Origin of the sequence: Paraburkholderia sp. SUR17 (genome assembly GCF_029536165.1) — a bacterium.
GTDB classification, from domain to species: domain Bacteria; phylum Pseudomonadota; class Gammaproteobacteria; order Burkholderiales; family Burkholderiaceae; genus Paraburkholderia; species Paraburkholderia kururiensis.
The window spans coordinates 3071728-3088597 of record NZ_CP120509.1; the positions used below are offsets into that span (position 1 = coordinate 3071728).

Annotated in this window: 13 protein-coding genes; 5 read left to right on the forward strand and 8 right to left on the reverse strand. The window is 67.9% G+C overall.

Features of this window, described 5'->3' with window-relative positions:
- The first annotated feature begins 71 nt into the window (after positions 1 to 71).
- The 4 genes from ctaD to P2869_RS31005 all read left to right on the forward strand — a co-directional run bounded on the left by ctaD (position 72) and on the right by P2869_RS31005 (position 5017).
- On the forward strand, positions 72 to 2108 hold the full coding sequence (gene ctaD, locus P2869_RS30990) for a cytochrome c oxidase subunit I (protein ID WP_277598996.1): 2037 nt from the start codon (positions 72 to 74) through the stop codon (positions 2106 to 2108).
- On the forward strand, positions 2105 to 2746 hold the full coding sequence (locus P2869_RS30995) for a cytochrome c oxidase subunit 3 (protein WP_126875538.1): 642 nt from the start codon (positions 2105 to 2107) through the stop codon (positions 2744 to 2746). Before ctaD ends, P2869_RS30995 begins: the two co-directional genes overlap by 4 nt.
- Before the next feature lie 76 nt (positions 2747 to 2822).
- A complete protein-coding gene (locus tag P2869_RS31000) occupies positions 2823 to 3416 on the forward strand; it encodes a hypothetical protein (RefSeq protein ID WP_277598997.1) in 594 nt (197 codons plus the stop codon).
- Positions 3401 to 5017, forward strand: a complete 1617-nt coding sequence (locus tag P2869_RS31005) for a cytochrome c (RefSeq protein WP_277598998.1) — start codon at positions 3401 to 3403, stop codon at positions 5015 to 5017. The genes P2869_RS31000 and P2869_RS31005 overlap by 16 nt, the downstream gene beginning before the upstream one ends.
- A gap of 16 nt (positions 5018 to 5033) precedes the next feature.
- Here the strand turns inward: P2869_RS31005 and P2869_RS31010 are convergent, their stop codons facing one another.
- The 8 genes from P2869_RS31010 to P2869_RS31045 form a co-directional block, all read right to left on the reverse strand.
- Positions 5034 to 6014 (reverse strand): UDP-glucuronic acid decarboxylase family protein, encoded by a 981-nt coding sequence (locus tag P2869_RS31010; protein ID WP_277598999.1) that lies wholly within the window; start codon positions 6012 to 6014, stop codon positions 5034 to 5036.
- Positions 6015 to 6078: 64 nt separating this feature from the next.
- Complete coding sequence (locus tag P2869_RS31015) at positions 6079 to 7050, reverse strand: glycosyltransferase family 4 protein (RefSeq protein ID WP_199540642.1); 972 nt, start codon at positions 7048 to 7050, stop codon at positions 6079 to 6081.
- Positions 7040 to 8245 (reverse strand): glycosyltransferase family 9 protein, encoded by a 1206-nt coding sequence (locus P2869_RS31020; RefSeq protein WP_277599882.1) that lies wholly within the window; start codon positions 8243 to 8245, stop codon positions 7040 to 7042. The genes P2869_RS31015 and P2869_RS31020 overlap by 11 nt, the downstream gene beginning before the upstream one ends.
- A 107-nt stretch (positions 8246 to 8352) precedes the next feature.
- The gene (locus tag P2869_RS31025; protein WP_277599883.1) at positions 8353 to 9339 is read right to left on the reverse strand and encodes a glycosyltransferase family A protein; all 987 of its coding nucleotides are present in this window, start codon (positions 9337 to 9339) and stop codon (positions 8353 to 8355) included.
- Between the two features lie 209 nt (positions 9340 to 9548).
- A complete protein-coding gene (locus P2869_RS31030; RefSeq protein WP_277599000.1) occupies positions 9549 to 11312 on the reverse strand; it encodes a carbamoyltransferase C-terminal domain-containing protein in 1764 nt (587 codons plus the stop codon).
- Between the two features lie 17 nt (positions 11313 to 11329).
- Entirely contained in the window at positions 11330 to 12646 is a 1317-nt protein-coding gene (waaF, locus tag P2869_RS31035) for a lipopolysaccharide heptosyltransferase II (protein ID WP_277599001.1), read from the reverse strand.
- Positions 12643 to 13287: an HAD family hydrolase gene (locus P2869_RS31040; protein ID WP_277599002.1), complete on the reverse strand. Its 645-nt coding sequence runs from the start codon at positions 13285 to 13287 to the stop codon at positions 12643 to 12645. Before P2869_RS31040 ends, waaF begins: the two co-directional genes overlap by 4 nt.
- Complete coding sequence (locus tag P2869_RS31045) at positions 13284 to 14606, reverse strand: glycosyltransferase family 1 protein (RefSeq protein WP_277599003.1); 1323 nt, start codon at positions 14604 to 14606, stop codon at positions 13284 to 13286. Before P2869_RS31045 ends, P2869_RS31040 begins: the two co-directional genes overlap by 4 nt.
- Positions 14607 to 15044: 438 nt before the next feature.
- Here P2869_RS31045 and P2869_RS31050 point away from each other — a divergent pair, with 438 nt between their 5' ends.
- Complete coding sequence (locus P2869_RS31050) at positions 15045 to 16856, forward strand: thiamine pyrophosphate-requiring protein (protein WP_277599004.1); 1812 nt, start codon at positions 15045 to 15047, stop codon at positions 16854 to 16856.
- Positions 16857 to 16870: the final 14 nt, after the last annotated feature.

A 16870-nucleotide genomic window follows, 5' to 3' on the forward strand; every position in this document is an offset into this window, starting at 1 on the left:
ACGCAAAACCGAAGCAACACGAAACACACACCGAAGCACAAACCGAAGCACCCCGAAGGAGCCGCAACACGATGCCAAACCCGCCCGATCACGCGTCTCGCGCCACGGTGTTCGCCGCCACGTCGGCGCCCGTGCTCGAGCGTCCGCTGCTGCGCGGCCGCATCGAGGCGGGCAGCGCAGGCGAGAAGCGTCTGCTTGAACTCTGGGAAACGCGGCCCGGCTGGCGCGGCTGGCTTTCCACCGTCGATCACAAGACCATCGGTCTGCGTTACATCGTGACGGCGTTCGTGTTCCTGCTGCTGGGCGGCGTGGAGGCGCTCGTCATGCGCGTTCAACTGGCGCAGCCCAACATGCACGTGCTCACGCCGGAGCAATACAACCAGCTTTTCACGATGCATGGCGTGACGATGATCTTTCTCTACGCGTCGCCCGTGCTCTCCGGTTTCTCCAACTACCTGTGGCCGCTCGTACTGGGCGCGCGCGACATGGCGTTTCCGCGGCTCAACGCCCTCTCCTACTGGCTGTATCTCTTCGCGGGCCTCTTCCTCTATTCGAGCTTCCCGTTGGGCCAGGCTCCGGACGCCGGCTGGTTCAACTACGTGCCGCTCTCCGGGCTCGAATACGCAAGCGGCCCGAACATCGACGTCTACGCGCTTGGCATGGTGCTGCTCGGCATCTCCACGACGGTGGGCGCCGCGAACTTCGTGGTCACGCTCATGCGAATGCGCGCGCACGGCATGTCGCTCAACCGCATACCGGTGCTCGTGTGGGGCACGTTGACGGCGTCGGCGGGCAATCTGCTCGCGGTGCCGTCGGTGAGCCTCGCGTTCTTCATGCTCTGGATGGACCGCCGCATCGGCACGCATTTCTTCGACGTGTTGAACGGCGGCCACGCGCTCTTGTGGCAACACCTGTTCTGGGTGTTCGCGCATCCGTGGGTGTATGTGGTGGTGCTGCCCGCCATGGGCATCGTCTCGGACGCGCTGCCCGTGTTCTGTCGCCGCCCGCTCGTGGGCTACACGCCGGTCGCGCTTTCCACCGTCATCACGATGGTGATCGGCTTCGTCGTGTGGATTCATCACATGTTCGCCACGGGCATCGCGCCGCTCGCGCTGTCGTTCTTCGGCACGGCGAGCATGGTGATCTCCATTCCGAGCGCGGTGGCGACCTTCGCGTGGATCGCGACCATCTGGACCGGCCGCCCCGTGTTTCGCGTGCCGTTCCTGTATTTCGCGGGCTTCGTGTTCCTGTTCGTGGTGGGCGGCGTATCGGGCGTGCTCACCGCGGCCGTGCCGCTCGACTGGCAACTCACAGACACCTACTTCGTGGTCGCGCATCTGCACTACGTGCTGCTGGGCATCAACGTGTTTCCGGTGATCGGCGGCCTCTATTTCTGGTTTCCGAAATTCACGGGCCGCATGATGAGCGAGCGGCTGGGGCGCTGGGGTTTCTGGACGCTCTTCGCGGGCTTCAACATCGCGTTCTTCCCGATGCATCTGGCGGGGCTGCTCGGCATGCCGAGGCGCATCTACACCTACGCGCCGGACATGGGCTGGAACACCGTGAACCTCATCACGTCGCTCGGCGCGTTCCTGTTCGCAGCGGGCGTGCTGCTTTTTCTCATCGACGTATTCGTGAGCCTGCGTCACGGCCAGCGCGCGGGCAACAACCCCTGGGACGCGCCCACGCTCGAATGGAGCGTGACCTCGCCGCCGCCGCCGTACAACTTCGCGGTGCTTCCCTTCGTGGCGAGCCGGCATCCGCTGTGGGAAAGCCGCATGGAGGAACCGGACGCGCGTCACTCACGCTCGCAACTCGAAACCGGCTACGTGCTCTCCGAGGGACGCGAGGCGCTGGGCACGACAGCGCTCGACGCCCAGCCCGACGTGATCCTCAAGATGCCTGAAGACTCGTACGCGCCGTTTGCGTTAGGCGTGTTCGTCGCGCTCGTGTTCGCGGGCATGGGGTTCCGCGCGTGGGTGTTCACGGGGCTGATGGCGCTGGGCTGTGCGGTCTCCATCGTCGTGTGGCTGTGGCCGCGCCGGCAACTCGTGCAGCGCGAGCCGTATCGCGTCATGGGCGCAGGCAGCGGCGGGAGCGCGATATGAGCGACACGCTGCAAGACGCGCACACGCACGCGCCCGAGCCTCCCGTGCCGCTCACGTTGCCCGTGGGCAGCGCCGGCACGCGCGCGAGCGGCTGGTGGGGCTGCCTCACGATGATCGTGACCGAGGCGTCGCTCTTCGGCTATCTGATCTTTTCGTATCTCTATCTCGCGGTGCTGGACAAAGGACCGTGGCCGCCCGAGGGCCTGCCGAAGCTCGGCCTTGGCAGCCTGAACACGGTCATCCTGCTCGCGAGTAGCGGCGTGGTGTGGTTCGCCGAGCGCTGCGTGCGGCGCCGACGTCCGCGAACGGGCAGCGTGCTGCTCGGCGTGGCGGTGGTGCTGGGCCTCGTCTTCACGGGCATTCAGTTGAAGGAGTGGCACGACCATCCGTACGGACTCACCACGCACCTTTACGGCTCGCTCTATTTCACGCTCACGGGCTTTCACATGGCACACGTGGTGGTGGGCATCGTGGTGCTGGCATTTCTGCTGCTGTGGACGGCGCGCGGCTATTTCGACGACGCGCGTTGCGCGCCGCTCACCATCGGCTCGCTGTACTGGCACTTCGTGGATGCCGTGTGGCTCTTCATCTTCAGCACGATCTATCTCACGCCATATCTGTTCAGGGGGGCGACATGAACGGTCCGCAAGCATTTCATTTGCGCATTGACGCGCCGCACGCGGCGGCCGGTGCATCCACGGAGGAGGGACGGTGATGTCGGACAAGACCGGTTCTTATGGCTCCAGCCTGTTTCCGCCGCGGCAGCACGGCAAGGCGAGACCTGGGGCTGCGCAGACGCAGACGCAGGCGCAGGGCAGCGGCATGACAGGCGGCGAACGGCACGAACCTCGCCGCGGCGCACCGCGTGAACAGCGCGGCACCGGCCTGCTCGCGTGGCTGGTCGGCATCTTCGCAGCGCCACTGGCGTGGGTGGGACAGACCTGCATTTCCGAGGCGCTCGCGGCGCAGGGCTGCGATCCCTACACGGGCGGGCTCGGCGTGGCGTCGTCGATGCGGTGGGCGTCGGCCGCGGTCGTGGTGCTGAGCGTGGTGTGTTTCGTCCTCGGCGCAGTGGGCACGTTCGTGGCGTGGCGAAACTGGCGGCGTAACAACGACGCCGTGCGATATGCGACAGCGCCGTCGACACCGACGAGCGGCAGCGACGCGGGCCGCGTCATGCCGCCGCGTTGGGCCGAGCGCGACTGGTTCCTTGCGCGCGTGGGCGCGCTGTCGAGCACGCTGTTCCTGTTCGCGCTGATAGCGACAGACGTTGCCGTTGTGGTGGTTGCGCCATGCAGGACGTGGTAGGGCGGGCGCGTAATCACAACCCCGGCAACCCCGGCGAGGGCACGCGGCGCCGTGCGGGTGTGGGCGGCACATGCGGCGTGCGGCAGCGTTCGCGCGGTGGGTGCTCGTCGAAGGGTGCCGGATTGCCGTGCGTGACCGTGGATGCACTGCGCCACAGCGGCAGTGCGATGGCGCGGGCGGCTGCGGTTGTGGCGATCGGATTCACGACGACCGTAGCGCCCCATGCCGATGCCGCGCAGAACACTTCAACTCATGCATCCGCAGTCCCGACAGCCATTTCAACCGCTTCAGCCGCTTCAGTCGCTTCAACCGTTGCACCCGCCTCCGCATCTCTCCCAGCGTCCACGCCAGCCGACGACGCTAACACCAGACTGATCGCCCGCGGCGCCTATCTCGCCAAAGCCGCCGACTGCGCCGGCTGCCACACCGCGCCGCCGGGCAAAGCGCCCGCACAGCACGGCCACGCGCCCGCGCAGCCCATCCCGTTCGCAGGCGGCCTCGGCATGGCCTCGCCGTTCGGCACGATCTACTCGTCCAACATCACGCCGGACCCGAACGAGGGCATTGGCCGCTACACCTACGACGACTTCGCCCGCGCCGTGCGCGAAGGCGTGGCGCCGGGCGGCAAGCGGCTCTATCCGGCCATGCCGTTCCCCTCGTTCTCGGGCATCAACGATGAGGACATGCACGCGCTCTACGCCTACTTCATGCACGGCGTGCAGCCCGTTTCCCTACCCGCGCCCGCAACGCGCCTGCCGTTTCCGTTCAATCAACGCTGGGCGCTCGGTTTGTGGTCGTGGGCCTTTGCGCCGCGTTCGCGCTTCGCGCCGCAACCGCAACGCGATGCGCTCGTGAACCGTGGCGCGTATCTCGTGCAGACGCTCGGTCACTGCGGCGCGTGCCACACGCCGCGCGGGCCGGCTTACGAGGAACGCGGCTACAACGAAGGCGATCCGCTGTACCTCACGGGCGGCACCAACGACCACTGGTTCGCGCCGAACCTCACGGGCGACCCGGGCTCCGGGCTGGGCCGCGTGAGCCGCGAGCAGATCGCGGCGTTTCTGAAAGCAGGCCACGGCGGTGGGCTATCGCCCTTCGGCAGCATGGTGCAGGTGGTGGAAGACAGCATGCAGTACCTCGACGACGAAGACCTCGACGCGATTGCCGCGTATCTGAAGAGCCTGCCCGCACGGCAGTCTTATGGCCGCTACAGCCCGCAGTCGATCGCCGCGCAGCAGTCGGTGCGCGCACTGAAGACGGGCGAGATCGAGCGGCCCGGCGCGGGCCTCTATCAGTCGTACTGCGCGCGCTGCCACCAGGCGGACGGCATGGGCGTGGCGAACAAGTATCCGCGGCTTGCGGGCAACCCGGTCGTGTTGTCGCCGCACGTGACGTCGCTCGTGCGGCTGCTCGTGGAAGGCGGACGCAGCCCGGACACGCAAGAGGGTCCGCAGCCGCACCGCATGCCGTCGTTCGCCGGACACCTCACGGTCACGGAGATGGCCCGCGTGCTCACGTTCGTGCGCACCGCGTGGGGTAACGACGCGCCGCCCGTAACGCCGCGCGACGTGCGTTCCGTGCGCGCGGCGATTCATAAGTAACGTCGAGACCCATCGCTTAAACCACGTGCGACCCCATCTCCCGTGCCGCTTCGATGCACGCCCGGAAATAGCGCGCCGTCGCACCCAGGCCGTCTTCGAGCGGCGTCGATGGCTGCCAGCCGAGCTTCGCGGCAGCAAGCGAGATGTCGGGCTGGCGATGCCACGGGTCGTCGGCCGGCAGCGGACGGTAGACGATCTTCGACGTGGACCCTGTCGCCGCGATCACGCGTCTGGCCAGCAGCAGCATCGTGATCTCTTCGGGATTACCGAGGTTCACCGGACCGCACAGGTCGTCGGGTGCATTCATGAACCGGATGAACGCGTCCACCATGTCGTCCACGTAGCAGAGCGAGCGCGTCTGCGATCCGTCGCCGTACACCGTGAGCGGGACGCCTGCCAGCGCCTGCATCATGAAGTTCGAGACCACGCGGCCATCCGCGGGATGCATGCGCGGCCCGTACGTGTTGAAGATGCGCGCCACGCGAATGGAGAGCCCGTGCTGGCGGTGATAGTCGAAGAAGAGCGTCTCCGCGCAGCGCTTGCCTTCGTCGTAGCACGAGCGCGGGCCGATGGGATTCACGTGGCCCCAGTAGTCTTCCGTCTGCGGATGCACGCGTGCGTCGCCGTACACCTCGCTCGTGGAGGCCTGAAAGATCTTCGCCTTCACGCGCTTGGCGAGCCCCAGCATGTTGATGGAGCCGTGCACGCTGGTCTTGGTGGTCTGCACCGGGTCGTGCTGGTAATGCACCGGCGAGGCCGGGCACGCCAGGTTGTAGATCTCGTCCACCTCCACGTAGAGCGGGAACGTGATGTCGTGGCGCATCAATTCGAAATTCGGGCAGTCCAGCAGATGCGCCACGTTTTCGCGCGTGCCTGTGTAGAAGTTGTCGACGCAGAGCACGTCGTGGCCTTGCGTCACAAGCTTTTCGCACAAATGCGAGCCGAGAAACCCGGCCCCGCCCGTGACCAGAATGCGTTTGCGCAACGGATCTTTCATCGACATGCTCCTTGCTCGCGGCACGCGCCGCGTGTGTGCCTTCTCTCGCTAAAGCGAGCCGCTTCTACGCCGCCACGGCGCGCAACGCCTCGTCCCAGTCGCGCGCGAAGCGTTCGATGGAAAAGCGCTCCAGCGCCGTGTGACGCGCGCCGTCGCCCAGCCGCTTCGCTTCGGCCGGGTCGTGCAGCAGCACGCGCATGGCCTGCACGAGCTGCGCAGGGTCGGTGTGCACGAAGCCGTTCTCCCCGTTGCGAATCACGCTGGCAAGTTCCGTGGTGGCAAGGCCGATCACGGGCATGCCGATCGTCATGGCCTCCACGACGGAAAGGCCCAGGCTCGTCCAGCGGATGGGGTTGAAGAAGAAACGATAGGGCGCAATGGTGGCCGCCAGATCGAGGTTGCCGATCTCGCCCAGGCCACCCAATTCGTCGGACTGCATGCCCACCAGGTCGAGCGGCACCTCCTCGCGCAACGCGGCGTACACGTCTGCGCCGAGGCGCCGCCCGCGCTTCGCGAGGTGGTTCACCACCACGATGCCGCGCGCGCGCTCGCCGCTGTAGCGCACGTGCGGCGGCACCACGACGCCGTGCTCGATCACGCGCGCGGGCGTTCTGCCGCTGTCCCACATGAGCCGGTTGAAGTGCGTGACGTGCACGAGCAGCGTGCCCGGATCGTCCACCCAATGCGGCTGCTGGAACGGATTCGTCTGCGGCGGATCGTGTTCCAGATAGATGCGCGGCAGCGCCTGCTGCTCGCCCGAAAGCAGCGCGTGCCGATCGTCTTGCCAGTGCAGCCGATGCTGGTAGAGCACCACGTCGAAGCGATGGGCCGCCACTTCGCCGGCCGGCACCTCGTGCACGTTCGGCCCCCAGGGCAGCACGCCCACGCGGCCCGCGTAGCCGGGCGGGTTGCCCGGCTTCGTCACGAGATAGAAGTCGTGCGGCGCCTGTGTGAGGTAGTAGAGGTAGTTGCCGTGCACGTGCCAGGTCAGCACGCGCAGCCTTCTTTCGGCGCGGTGAACGCTGTTATCGGACATGGCGGGCTTCCTTCGTGGTGGCGGGCGACGCCGCTGAAACGAGCGCGGTGGACGTTGCGCGCAGCGAGCCCGCGTGCAGCCGCTCGGTCGCCGGCGTGGATGCATCGCATGCCGGGGCGCAGGTGGCGGGAGTCGCTGCGTTCGCTGCATCGTCGCCCGTATCCTGCGCGTCAGCGGCGTCGGGCCATGCATCGCCCGCTAGCGCCTGCGCCGCTCGCGCAAGCTGTTCGCGCGCCGCATCCACCACGTTCTCCACCGAAACATTGAGCGCACACGGATGACCGTACGGGCAGTCGCGATACATGCAGGGCCGGCAGGCAGGCCAGTCCGCGAGCACGCGATGGCGTTCGCTGTCGAGCGGCGCCCAGCGCCGCGTATCGCTGCCTGACGCCACCACCACGCTCGCGGTCTTCATCGCCGCGGCCACGTGCGAGATGCCCGTGTCGTTGCACACCACGAGTCGCGCGCGCGACACCAGCACAGCGAGACCACCGAGCGACGTTTTGCCCGCCAGATGCAGCGCGGGCGCCGTCATCGCCCCGAGCACTTCGCCCGTGAGCGGCAATTCGGCTCCGCTGCCCGTGATGGCCACCTGGTAGCCGGCGTCGGCCAGCGCGTCGGCCACCGCGGCGAAGCGTACGGCGGGCCAGCGCCGCGACGGCAACTGTGCGCCGGGATGAATCAGCACGAGCCGCTCGGGCTCGATGTGGCAGCTTGCGGCCAGCGCCGCGTATTCGTCGCGGTCGGCGTGCGTCACGGGAATGGAGAGCGCGGCGTCGTCGGCGGGCAGGCCGAGCGCATGCATGAGCGCGAGATAACGCAGCGGCTCCGGCAACTGCTCGGGCCACGGAATGAAGCAGCCGGCCAGCTGATGCGTTTCTTCGGGCGGCACGAAGCCCGCGCACGCGGTAGCGCCCAGATTGAACACGACGCCGTTTGAGCGGCTGCCGCTGCCGTGCAACTGGATGGCCAGATCGAAGTGGCGCGCGCGCATCTGCGCGTAGAAGACGGGCAGCGCGGTGCTGGTCTGCTCCTGTTCGACGAAGCCGGGCGCGCCCGGAAACGGCACGAATTCATCGACGAGTTCCGCGTAGCGCGAGGCAAACGCACGCGCCCACGGCAGGCCGATCAGCGTGATCTGCGCAGAAGGCCACGCACGCCGCATGGCGCGCAGCGCGGGCACGGCACACAGCATGTCGCCCAGTTGCAGCGCGCGAAACACGGCCACGCGGCGCGGTGCAACAGCACGCAGCGCGAGCGTTCTGGAGGCTTGCGCGCTGGAGCGATAAGAGCCAGGCGGAGTCAGAGAAACCATACGCGGTACCTGAACGCGCCGTACAAGCGCCAATAGAGGGAGAGGAACGGAATGAGCACGGACGTCCACGCCATTTCAGCGATGTGGCGCCAGCGGTGGCTCGTGCCGTTCATCCGACGCACGAAGAACGCGAGCGTGAACGCGAACCACACGGCGGCGCCGCAAGCCGCCAATTCCACGACGCCTGCCAGCGCGCCCGCCAGGGCGAGCCATGCGCCCGCGGCAATCGCGTAGTAATGCAGCGGCGGCCAGCGGCGAATGCGCTGCCGGTATAGCTGCGGATGCTTGCTGTACAGCAGCGCTTCGAACTGCGCCTTGCGCTGCTGCGCGATGCTCACGCCCCAGGGCGCGGGCCGCACGGGATGCACGACCACGGCGCCGCGCGCATGCTCCACGCGCCCGCCCGCGCGCATGATCGAAAACTGCAGGTCCGAGTCTTCGCGCCAGGCCTGTGTGAAACGCTCGTCGAAGCCGCCGGTTTGATGAAGGAACGCACGCGTAACGAACGCGTTGGCCGTGGCGAACTCGGCCACGGTGAGGCCGGCTGCGTCCGCTTCGTAGTCGGTGGGGCGCGTGGGCAGCGGCACCACGATGTCGCCGCAGGCAGCCGCCGCGCCGCTCGCCGACATGGCTTCGCGGCCCGCCGAAAGCCAGTGCGGGTCGGGCACGGTGTCGTCGTCGGTGAAGGCGATGAGCGGGGCGTGCGCCGCGCGCCAGCCCGCGTTGCGGGCGCCCGCCGGGCCCTGGGTTCGCGTGACCGGCACGTAGCGCACCACAAGGCCGCGTGCACGTGCCGCGTCGGCGGTGCGTTCGACGAGCGCGCGCGTGTCGTCGTCCGGCCCATCGTCGCAGACGATGATCTCGTAGCGCGTGGGATCGTAGTCTTGCGCCACCAGCGCGTTCAGGCAGTTTTCGAGCAACGCCGCGCGCCTGAAGGTGGGCACGACCACCGAGAGGTCGGGCCGCGCGGGCATGGCCTGCTCGGCGGGGCGCAGGGGTTCTGCGGTGGCGGCGGGCGTTGGGGCTGCAAGCATCTCGGCTGCAAGCGTCCCGGCCGCGTCATGCGACGTTGCCGTGGGCACCGTCTCGGCTGTGGCTCCAGCTTCGGCACGAACGCCGGGCTGAACCTCGGCCTCCACCGCCCGCAACTGAACCGGCGCGACGGCGCCGCGTGCGGGCGGCGTCATCGTTGGCCCCCGTTCTTGGTAACGAGGAACGGACCGATCACAAGCGCATCCAGCGGCGACGTCCAGAACGATTCGACCGCATCGCGCGGCGAATTCACCATCGGCTCGCCGCGCGTGTTGAACGACGTGTTGACGAGCACGGGCACGCCGGTGCGCTGACGGAACGCATCGAGCAGGTCGTAGTAGAGCGGATGCTGGCGGCGGTTGATGGTCTGCACGCGCGCTGTGCCGTCCACGTGGCGCACGGCGGGAATGCGGTCGGCGCGGTCGGGCCGGATGTCGAACACGAACAGCATGAACGGCGCCACGCGCGCGCCCACGAACCAGTCCGCCGCGTGCTCTTCCATCACGACGGGCGCCACGGGGCGGAAATCTTCGCGGTCTTTGATCTCGTTGAGTTTGGCCTGCATGCCGGGGTCGAGCGGCGAAGCCAGAATGGAGCGCGCGCCCAGCGCACGCGGCCCGAATTCCGTGCGGCCCTGATACCAGCCGATCACATTGCCGTCCGCGAGCAGTGCGGCGGTTTCACCCGCAATGTCATCGAGGCGGCGAAACGGCAGCTTGCTCCAGCGCAGAAATTGTTCGATCTCGTCGTCGGGCCATGCAGGCCCCAGGTACGCGTGATCCATGCGCCAGTGGCGGCGCTCGTTGCCCGCGCCGCCAGCGTTCCCCTTGCCGGCGCGTTCGCGCCAGTCGGTCCAGAGCGCAGCGCCCAGCGCCGTACCGGCGTCGCCCGCCGCGGGCTGCACCCAGACTTCCTTGAACGGACCCTGGTCACGCACCTTCGAATTCATCACGCAGTTGAGCGCCACGCCGCCCGCCATGCAGAGATTCGGCAAACCGGTCTGCTGATGCAGCCAGTTCGCAAGCTGCAATACGGTCTCTTCGAGCACGCGCTGCAACGAGCACGCAATGTCGAAGTGGCGTTGCTCGAGCGGGCCGCCGCGCTCGCGCGCTGGGCCGAAGCGTTCGACGAGGCGCGGCGCGTCCACGGTGTACGTGCCGTCGCTGCGGTAACGCACGATGCCGCGGAAATAGTCCACATAGGCGGGCTTTCCGTAGGCGGCGAGCGCCATCACCTTGTACTCGTCCGACGAGTGCAGGAAGCCGAGCCAACTCGTGACCGCTTCATAGAGCAGCCCCAGCGAGTGAGGCAACTCCACCTGCCGCAGACGCGTGTATTCGCCGTCCACGAATTTGCCGAGACTCGTGGTGACGCCTTCGCCGCGGCCGTCCATGGTGAGCACGGCGGAGTCTTCGAACGGCGCGGCGAGAAATGCGCTGGCCTCGTGCGCGAGGTGGTGTTCCACGAAGTGCCACTGGAAGTCGTTCTCGCGGTCCACGCCCTTGAAGCGCTTCATGAGGTGATGCGGCGCGCCGTCGAGCAATTGCGCCTTCGCGTTCACGATGTAGCTCAGAAACAGCGGGTCCCATGGGGACTCCGACGGGTTCGTGAGCTTGCGCTTCGTGGGGTGAAACGGCAGCTCGATGGTGAGCGCCTCTTGCTTCGGCATGCCGGGAAAGAGCGAGGGGTCGTACGAGTACGCCACGTGATCGACGTCGGCGAGCGTGATGCCGGCTTCCTTGAGGCAGAAGTCGATGGCGTCGTAGGGCAATTGCCACGTCGAGAAAGGCACCGGGCGCTTGGCATGCTTCACGTGGGTGAAGCGCTCGTCCTCGGCGGCGGCGAGCACGACGCCGTCGCGCAGCAACGCAGCGGCGCTGTCGTGATAGACGGCATTGATTCCGAGTGTGTACATGGCGCGAGTCCGGACGTTCAGGAGGTTTTCGGGAACCGGGCCAGCACGGCGGCTTCGCCGGGCCAGCGGGTGGCTTTGACGGGCAGCGGCCCGGTGGTGTCGCGCGGCGCGGGGCGCGCAGCCGAAGCCAGCGACGGAGGGGACGGCGGCGACGGAGGGGAGAGACGCGGCGCCGCGAGCTGCAACGCCGCTTCGGCCACTTCGGCGGCGGGCACGCCGAGCAGGCACGCGTGGTGTCCCTCGGGGCAGACGCTGCGATAGCACCAGCGGCACGCCACGTCATGGAACAGCACGCGGCTCGGCGTTTGCCATGGCGTGTGCTGCGGATTCGTGAGCGCGTAGAGATCCACCACCGGCGTGCCGAGTGCCGCGGCGATATGCACGGGCCCCGTGTTGTTCGAGACCAGCACGGCGGCGCGTTCCAGCAGCGCCGCAAGCTGGCCGAGCGTGAGCAGGCCCGAGAGATCGCAGAGATAGCGGCGCACGCTTGCGCGCGTGGCGCTCGCCACGCGCTGCACCGTCTCGCGTTCTTCCACGCCGCCCGTGAGCAGAACAGGGCAGCGCAGTTGCGCCGCGATGTGCGAGGCCACTTCGCCGAAACGCTCCGGCGGATACCGACGCGAGGCGCTGCTCGCGCCCGCATGCAGCACGACGCACGGCGTGCCGGCACGCACGCCGTGCGTGGCGAGCAGGGCATCGAGCGCGTGGCGGTCTTCGTCCGCTACGGCGAAGCGCATGCGCGTGTCGGTGGCGGTGGCGGTGGTGGCGGCCGTTGCGCCCACGTGCTCGACCAGCGCGAGTTGCCGCTCCACTTCGTGGCGCACGTGCTGCTGGGGCTCTTTTTCCTGGGCCCAGTCCGTGAGCAGGTGGTAGGGGTTCTCACGGCACCAGGCGAGCCGCCGCGGAATGCCCGCGAGGTAGCACATCAGCGCGGCCGGCAACGGGTTCTGGCTATAGACGGTGAAGATCACGGCGGCGTCGAAGCGGCCGGCTTCCAGCGCGCGGCGCATCTGCAGGTCCGTCTGCGCAGAAGGCTCGGCCTGGCCGCTCACCCAGGGCGCGTCGTAGCGGATCACTTCGTCCACGTCGGGCAGATACGGCGCCATCTGCGCGCCTGCCGACGACGCCAGCAGCGTGAGCTGCCGCCCCGGCCCGGCCTCGCGCAACGCGCGCATGGCCGGGGTGGTCATGAGCACGTCGCCCAGGTTGTCGAGCCGCACACACAGAATGCGCCGCACCTCCGGCCCCCAGACGGCAGCCGGCCGCGCTGCGGGCGCGAAGGCGTGCGGCGCGGTGGGCAGCACGGAAAACGTGAACGTCTTCGCGCGGTTCATCCCACGCTCCCCAGGCTCAGCCCGCGGTCCGCTATGTCTGCAAGCGGCGCCACGCGTTCCTGGCGGGCGCGCGCTTCCACGATGGTGAGTGCGGCGCCGTAGAGGTCGCGGGTGCGGGCATGCGGCACGCGATGAGGGCCGGGCCGCCACTCGGTTTCGTGGCCGTTGTCGAGCAGGATGGAACGGCAGCCCGCGCGATTGCCGGCCTCCACGTCGTCCAGGATGTCGCCCACGAACCAGCTCGATGCAAGGTCGATGGCGTGCTCGCGCGCGGCCCGCAGCAGCATGCCCGGCGCGGGCTTGCGGCAACGGCAGTGGCGCGTGTAGCGCGCGACGATGCCGTCGGGATGATGCGGGCACCAGTACGCGGCCGTGAGTTCGGCGCCGCAGGTGCCGAACATGCGGGCCAACTGCATCTGCACGCCGCGCAGCGCCGTGAGGGCAAACATGCCGTGCGCCACGCCGGGCTGGTTGCTGACGACGATCAGCTTGAACCCATGCGCGGCGAGCAGCGCGAGTGCTTCGCGCGTGCCGCTCGTGAAGCGCATGTGCGACGGATCGACGTTGTACGGCACGTCTTCCAGCAGCGTGCCGTCCTTGTCGAGAAACACCGCCGCGTGGCGCGTATCGAGTCCGTTCACGCGAATGAGCCTCCGCTGGCAGCCTGGGTCATAGCCTGGGCCATCGCCCGCGTGGCCGTTTCGCGCGACGCCCCGACGTGCTCGGCTTCGCCGGGCAGTTCGGCCACGCGGCGGTACACGCGCAGCAGCGCGTCGCTCACGCCGCGCCAGGTGAATTGCGTCTTGGCGCGCGCCATGCCGGCTTCGCCCATGCGCCGCGCGAGCGCCGGGTTGCGCACGAGCGTATGGATGCGTGCCGCGAGCGCATCGGGGTCGCGTGGCGGTACGAGGAAGCCGGTTTCGCCGTCGAGCACGGTGGAGCGGATGCCGCCCACGTCCGCACCGATCACCGGCGTGCCGCAGGCCATCGCTTCCACGGGCGTAATGCCGAACGGCTCGTACCACGGCGTGGTGACGAAGACATCCGCGGCGCTATAGAAGTAGCGCAGTTGCGCGCGCCCGCGCCGGCCCACAAAGGTCGTGCTGTCTTCCACGCCGCATTGGTGCGCAATGCCGCGCAGCCGCGCGATTTCCGGCGTCGCGATTTCGTTGGGCGCATCCGCGTTGCCGCCCACTACGTAGAGGTGCGCGTCCGATTCATAACGCTGGCGCAGCACGCCCATGCCGCGCACCACGTTTTCGATGCCCTTGCGCGGCACGAGCCGTCCCAGTTGCAGCACCGTGAAGCGGTCCTGCGGCCAGCCCAGCGCTTCGCGCGCGGCGCGGCGCGATACCGGCCGCAACTCGGCGGTGTCGAAGCCGCACGGAATCACGTCGATGCGTTGCGGGTCTGCGCCGTAGAGGTCGATCAGGTCGGCCTCGTCCTGCGGGCATTCGGCGATGATCGTGTCCGCCTCGCGCACGAGTTCGTCTTCAATGGCGAAGCGCTCGTCGGGAAAGCCGTCGTCCGCGCCTTGATGCAGGCGGCGCACGCGGCCGAGCGCATGGAACGTCATGACGAGCGGTATGCCGAGCGCGACCTTTGTCTTCAGCGCGGCGAGGCCTGACATGAAGAAGTTCGCGTGCAGCACGTCGTAGGGCCGGCTCTCGCCGCGGCAGAAACCTGTCAGGAAATCGGCGAATTCGCCCATCCACGGCAGCAGTTCTTCCTTCGGCAACTGCATGGGCGGCCCGGCCGGCACGTGTACGACGCGCACGCCGTCCATATTCGAGACGAGCGGCAGCAGGGCACGGTCGCGGCGCGTGAACACGTCGACCTGGTGGCCGGCCTTGTGAAGCTGGCGGGCCACGTGCGCGACGTAGATGTTCTGACCGCCGCTATCGACACCGCCGGCTACGGCGAGCGGAGAAGCGTGTTCACTGATGAGGGCGACTTTCATCGAATCTCCTTCGCGGATGGCTCTCTTGTGTTCGAACGGGACCGGCTTTGAGCGCGCGGGCCGGGCCTTATCGAACCCTTGGACGTTGGGACGTTGGGACGTTTGGCTCGGCGCCGCGCGTTTGGAAATCGACGGCCGTGTATGGATAGGGATTCAGCACGGCGTGTGCCCATCGCTGCATGGAGGAAGGCATGAACGCGGTACGCCTGCATGTCACTGCGAAGTACTACGCAGGCCATCGCCGGTTTGCACCGTGTCTCTCCACCGCGCGTGTTGCGCTGCTGAGCTTCTTACACGCCACGTGTAAATAAGGAGCGGGCGGCGTACCGGTTTTGTCCGACCGCGAAAACACCCGCGCCCGCCGTGCGCCCGCCATGCCGCGCGAGGACCGGGAGCGCTTCTTGCCCCGCCGCTTGGGTCAGGCAAAGGAGGCGTTTCATGGCTGCTACTGTGGGTGACTTCATCGTCGACCGGCTTTATCACTGGGGCGTGCGCCGCATCTACGGGTATCCCGGCGACGGCATCAACGGCGTGTTCGGCGCGTTGAATCGCGCGGGCGGGAAGATCGAATTCATTCAGGCGCGACACGAAGAAATGGCCGCATTCATGGCCTGCGCGCACGCGAAATTTACCGGCGAACTGGGCGTGTGCATCGCCACGTCAGGGCCAGGCGCCGCGCACCTCATCACCGGTCTCTACGACGCGCGCATGGACCACATGCCCGTGCTCGCCATTACCGGGCAACAGGCGCGCGCCTCGCTGGGCGGGCACTATCAGCAGGAGCTGGATCTGGTGTCGATGTTCAAGGACGTGGCGGGCTCCTACGTGCAACTCGCCACGGTGCCGGGCCAGGTGCGGCACCTCGTGGACCGCGCGGTGCGCATCGCGGTGGCCGAGCGGCGCGTGACCGCGCTCGTGCTGCCGAACGATCTGCAGGAATTGCCGTACGAGCCGCCGGGCCGCAAGCACGGAACGGTACATTCGGGCGTGGGCTATTCGCGGCCCAAGGTCGTGCCGCAACAAGACGACCTGCAACGCGCGGCGGATGTGCTCAATGCCGGTAAGAAAGTCGCGATGCTGGTGGGCGCAGGCGCATTGGGCGCCACGGACGAAGTGATCGCCGTGGCAGACCGCCTGGGCGCGGGCGTGGCGAAGGCGCTGCTCGGTAAGGCCGTGTTGCCGGACGAGTTGCCGTGGGTCACGGGTCCCATCGGGTTGCTTGGCACGTTGCCGAGCTACGACATGATGACCGACTGCGACACGCTGCTGATGGTGGGTTCGGGCTTCCCGTACTCCGAGTTCTTGCCGAAAGAAGGCCAGGCGCGCGGCGTGCAGATCGACATCAAGGCCGACATGCTGAGCCTGCGTTACCCGATGGAGGTCAACCTGGTGGGCGACACGGCCGAAACGCTGCGCGCGCTGCTGCCGCTCTTGCACGAGCGCGAAGACACGACGTGGCGCAAGCGCATCGAACGCTGGACCGACTCGTGGTGGAAGACGCTGCACAAGCGCGCGCTGGAGCCGGCGAAGTCGAGCCGCGGCGTGAACCCGCAGCGCGCCTTCACCGAGCTTTCGCCGCGCCTGCCCGATCAGGCCATCATCACGAGCGATTCGGGATCCTGTGCAAACTGGTACGCGCGCGACCTCAAGATTCGCCGCGGCATGATGTGCTCGCTTTCGGGCGGCCTCGCGTCGATGGGCGCCGCCGTGCCGTATGCGATTGCGGCGAAGTTCGCGCATCCGTCGCGGCCCGTCATCGCACTGGTGGGCGACGGCGCCATGCAGATGAACAACATGGCCGAACTCATCACCGTGGCGAAGTACTGGCAGCAGTGGGCCGACCCGCGCTGGATCTGCATGGTGCTCAACAACGAAGACCTGAACCAGGTCACGTGGGAGCAGCGCGTGATGGAAGGCGACCCGAAGTTCGACGCTTCGCAGCAGGTGCCGAACGTGCCGTACCACCGCTTCGCGGAGCTGATCGGGCTGAAAGGCATTTACGTTTCGGAGCCCGACCAGATCGCGCCCGCCTGGGAAGAGGCGCTCGCGTCGAACCGGCCCGTGGTGCTCGAAGTGAAGAGCGACCCCGAGGTGCCGCCGCTGCCGCCGCACGTCACGCTGGAACAGGCGCGCCACTTCGCGCACACGCTGCTGAAGGGCGACCCGCGCGAGGCCAGCGTGATTGCAGGCACGGCGAAGCAGGTGCTGGCCTCAGTGCTGCCTGGGCACAAGGATAACGGCGACAGCTGACGCCGGCGCGGGAC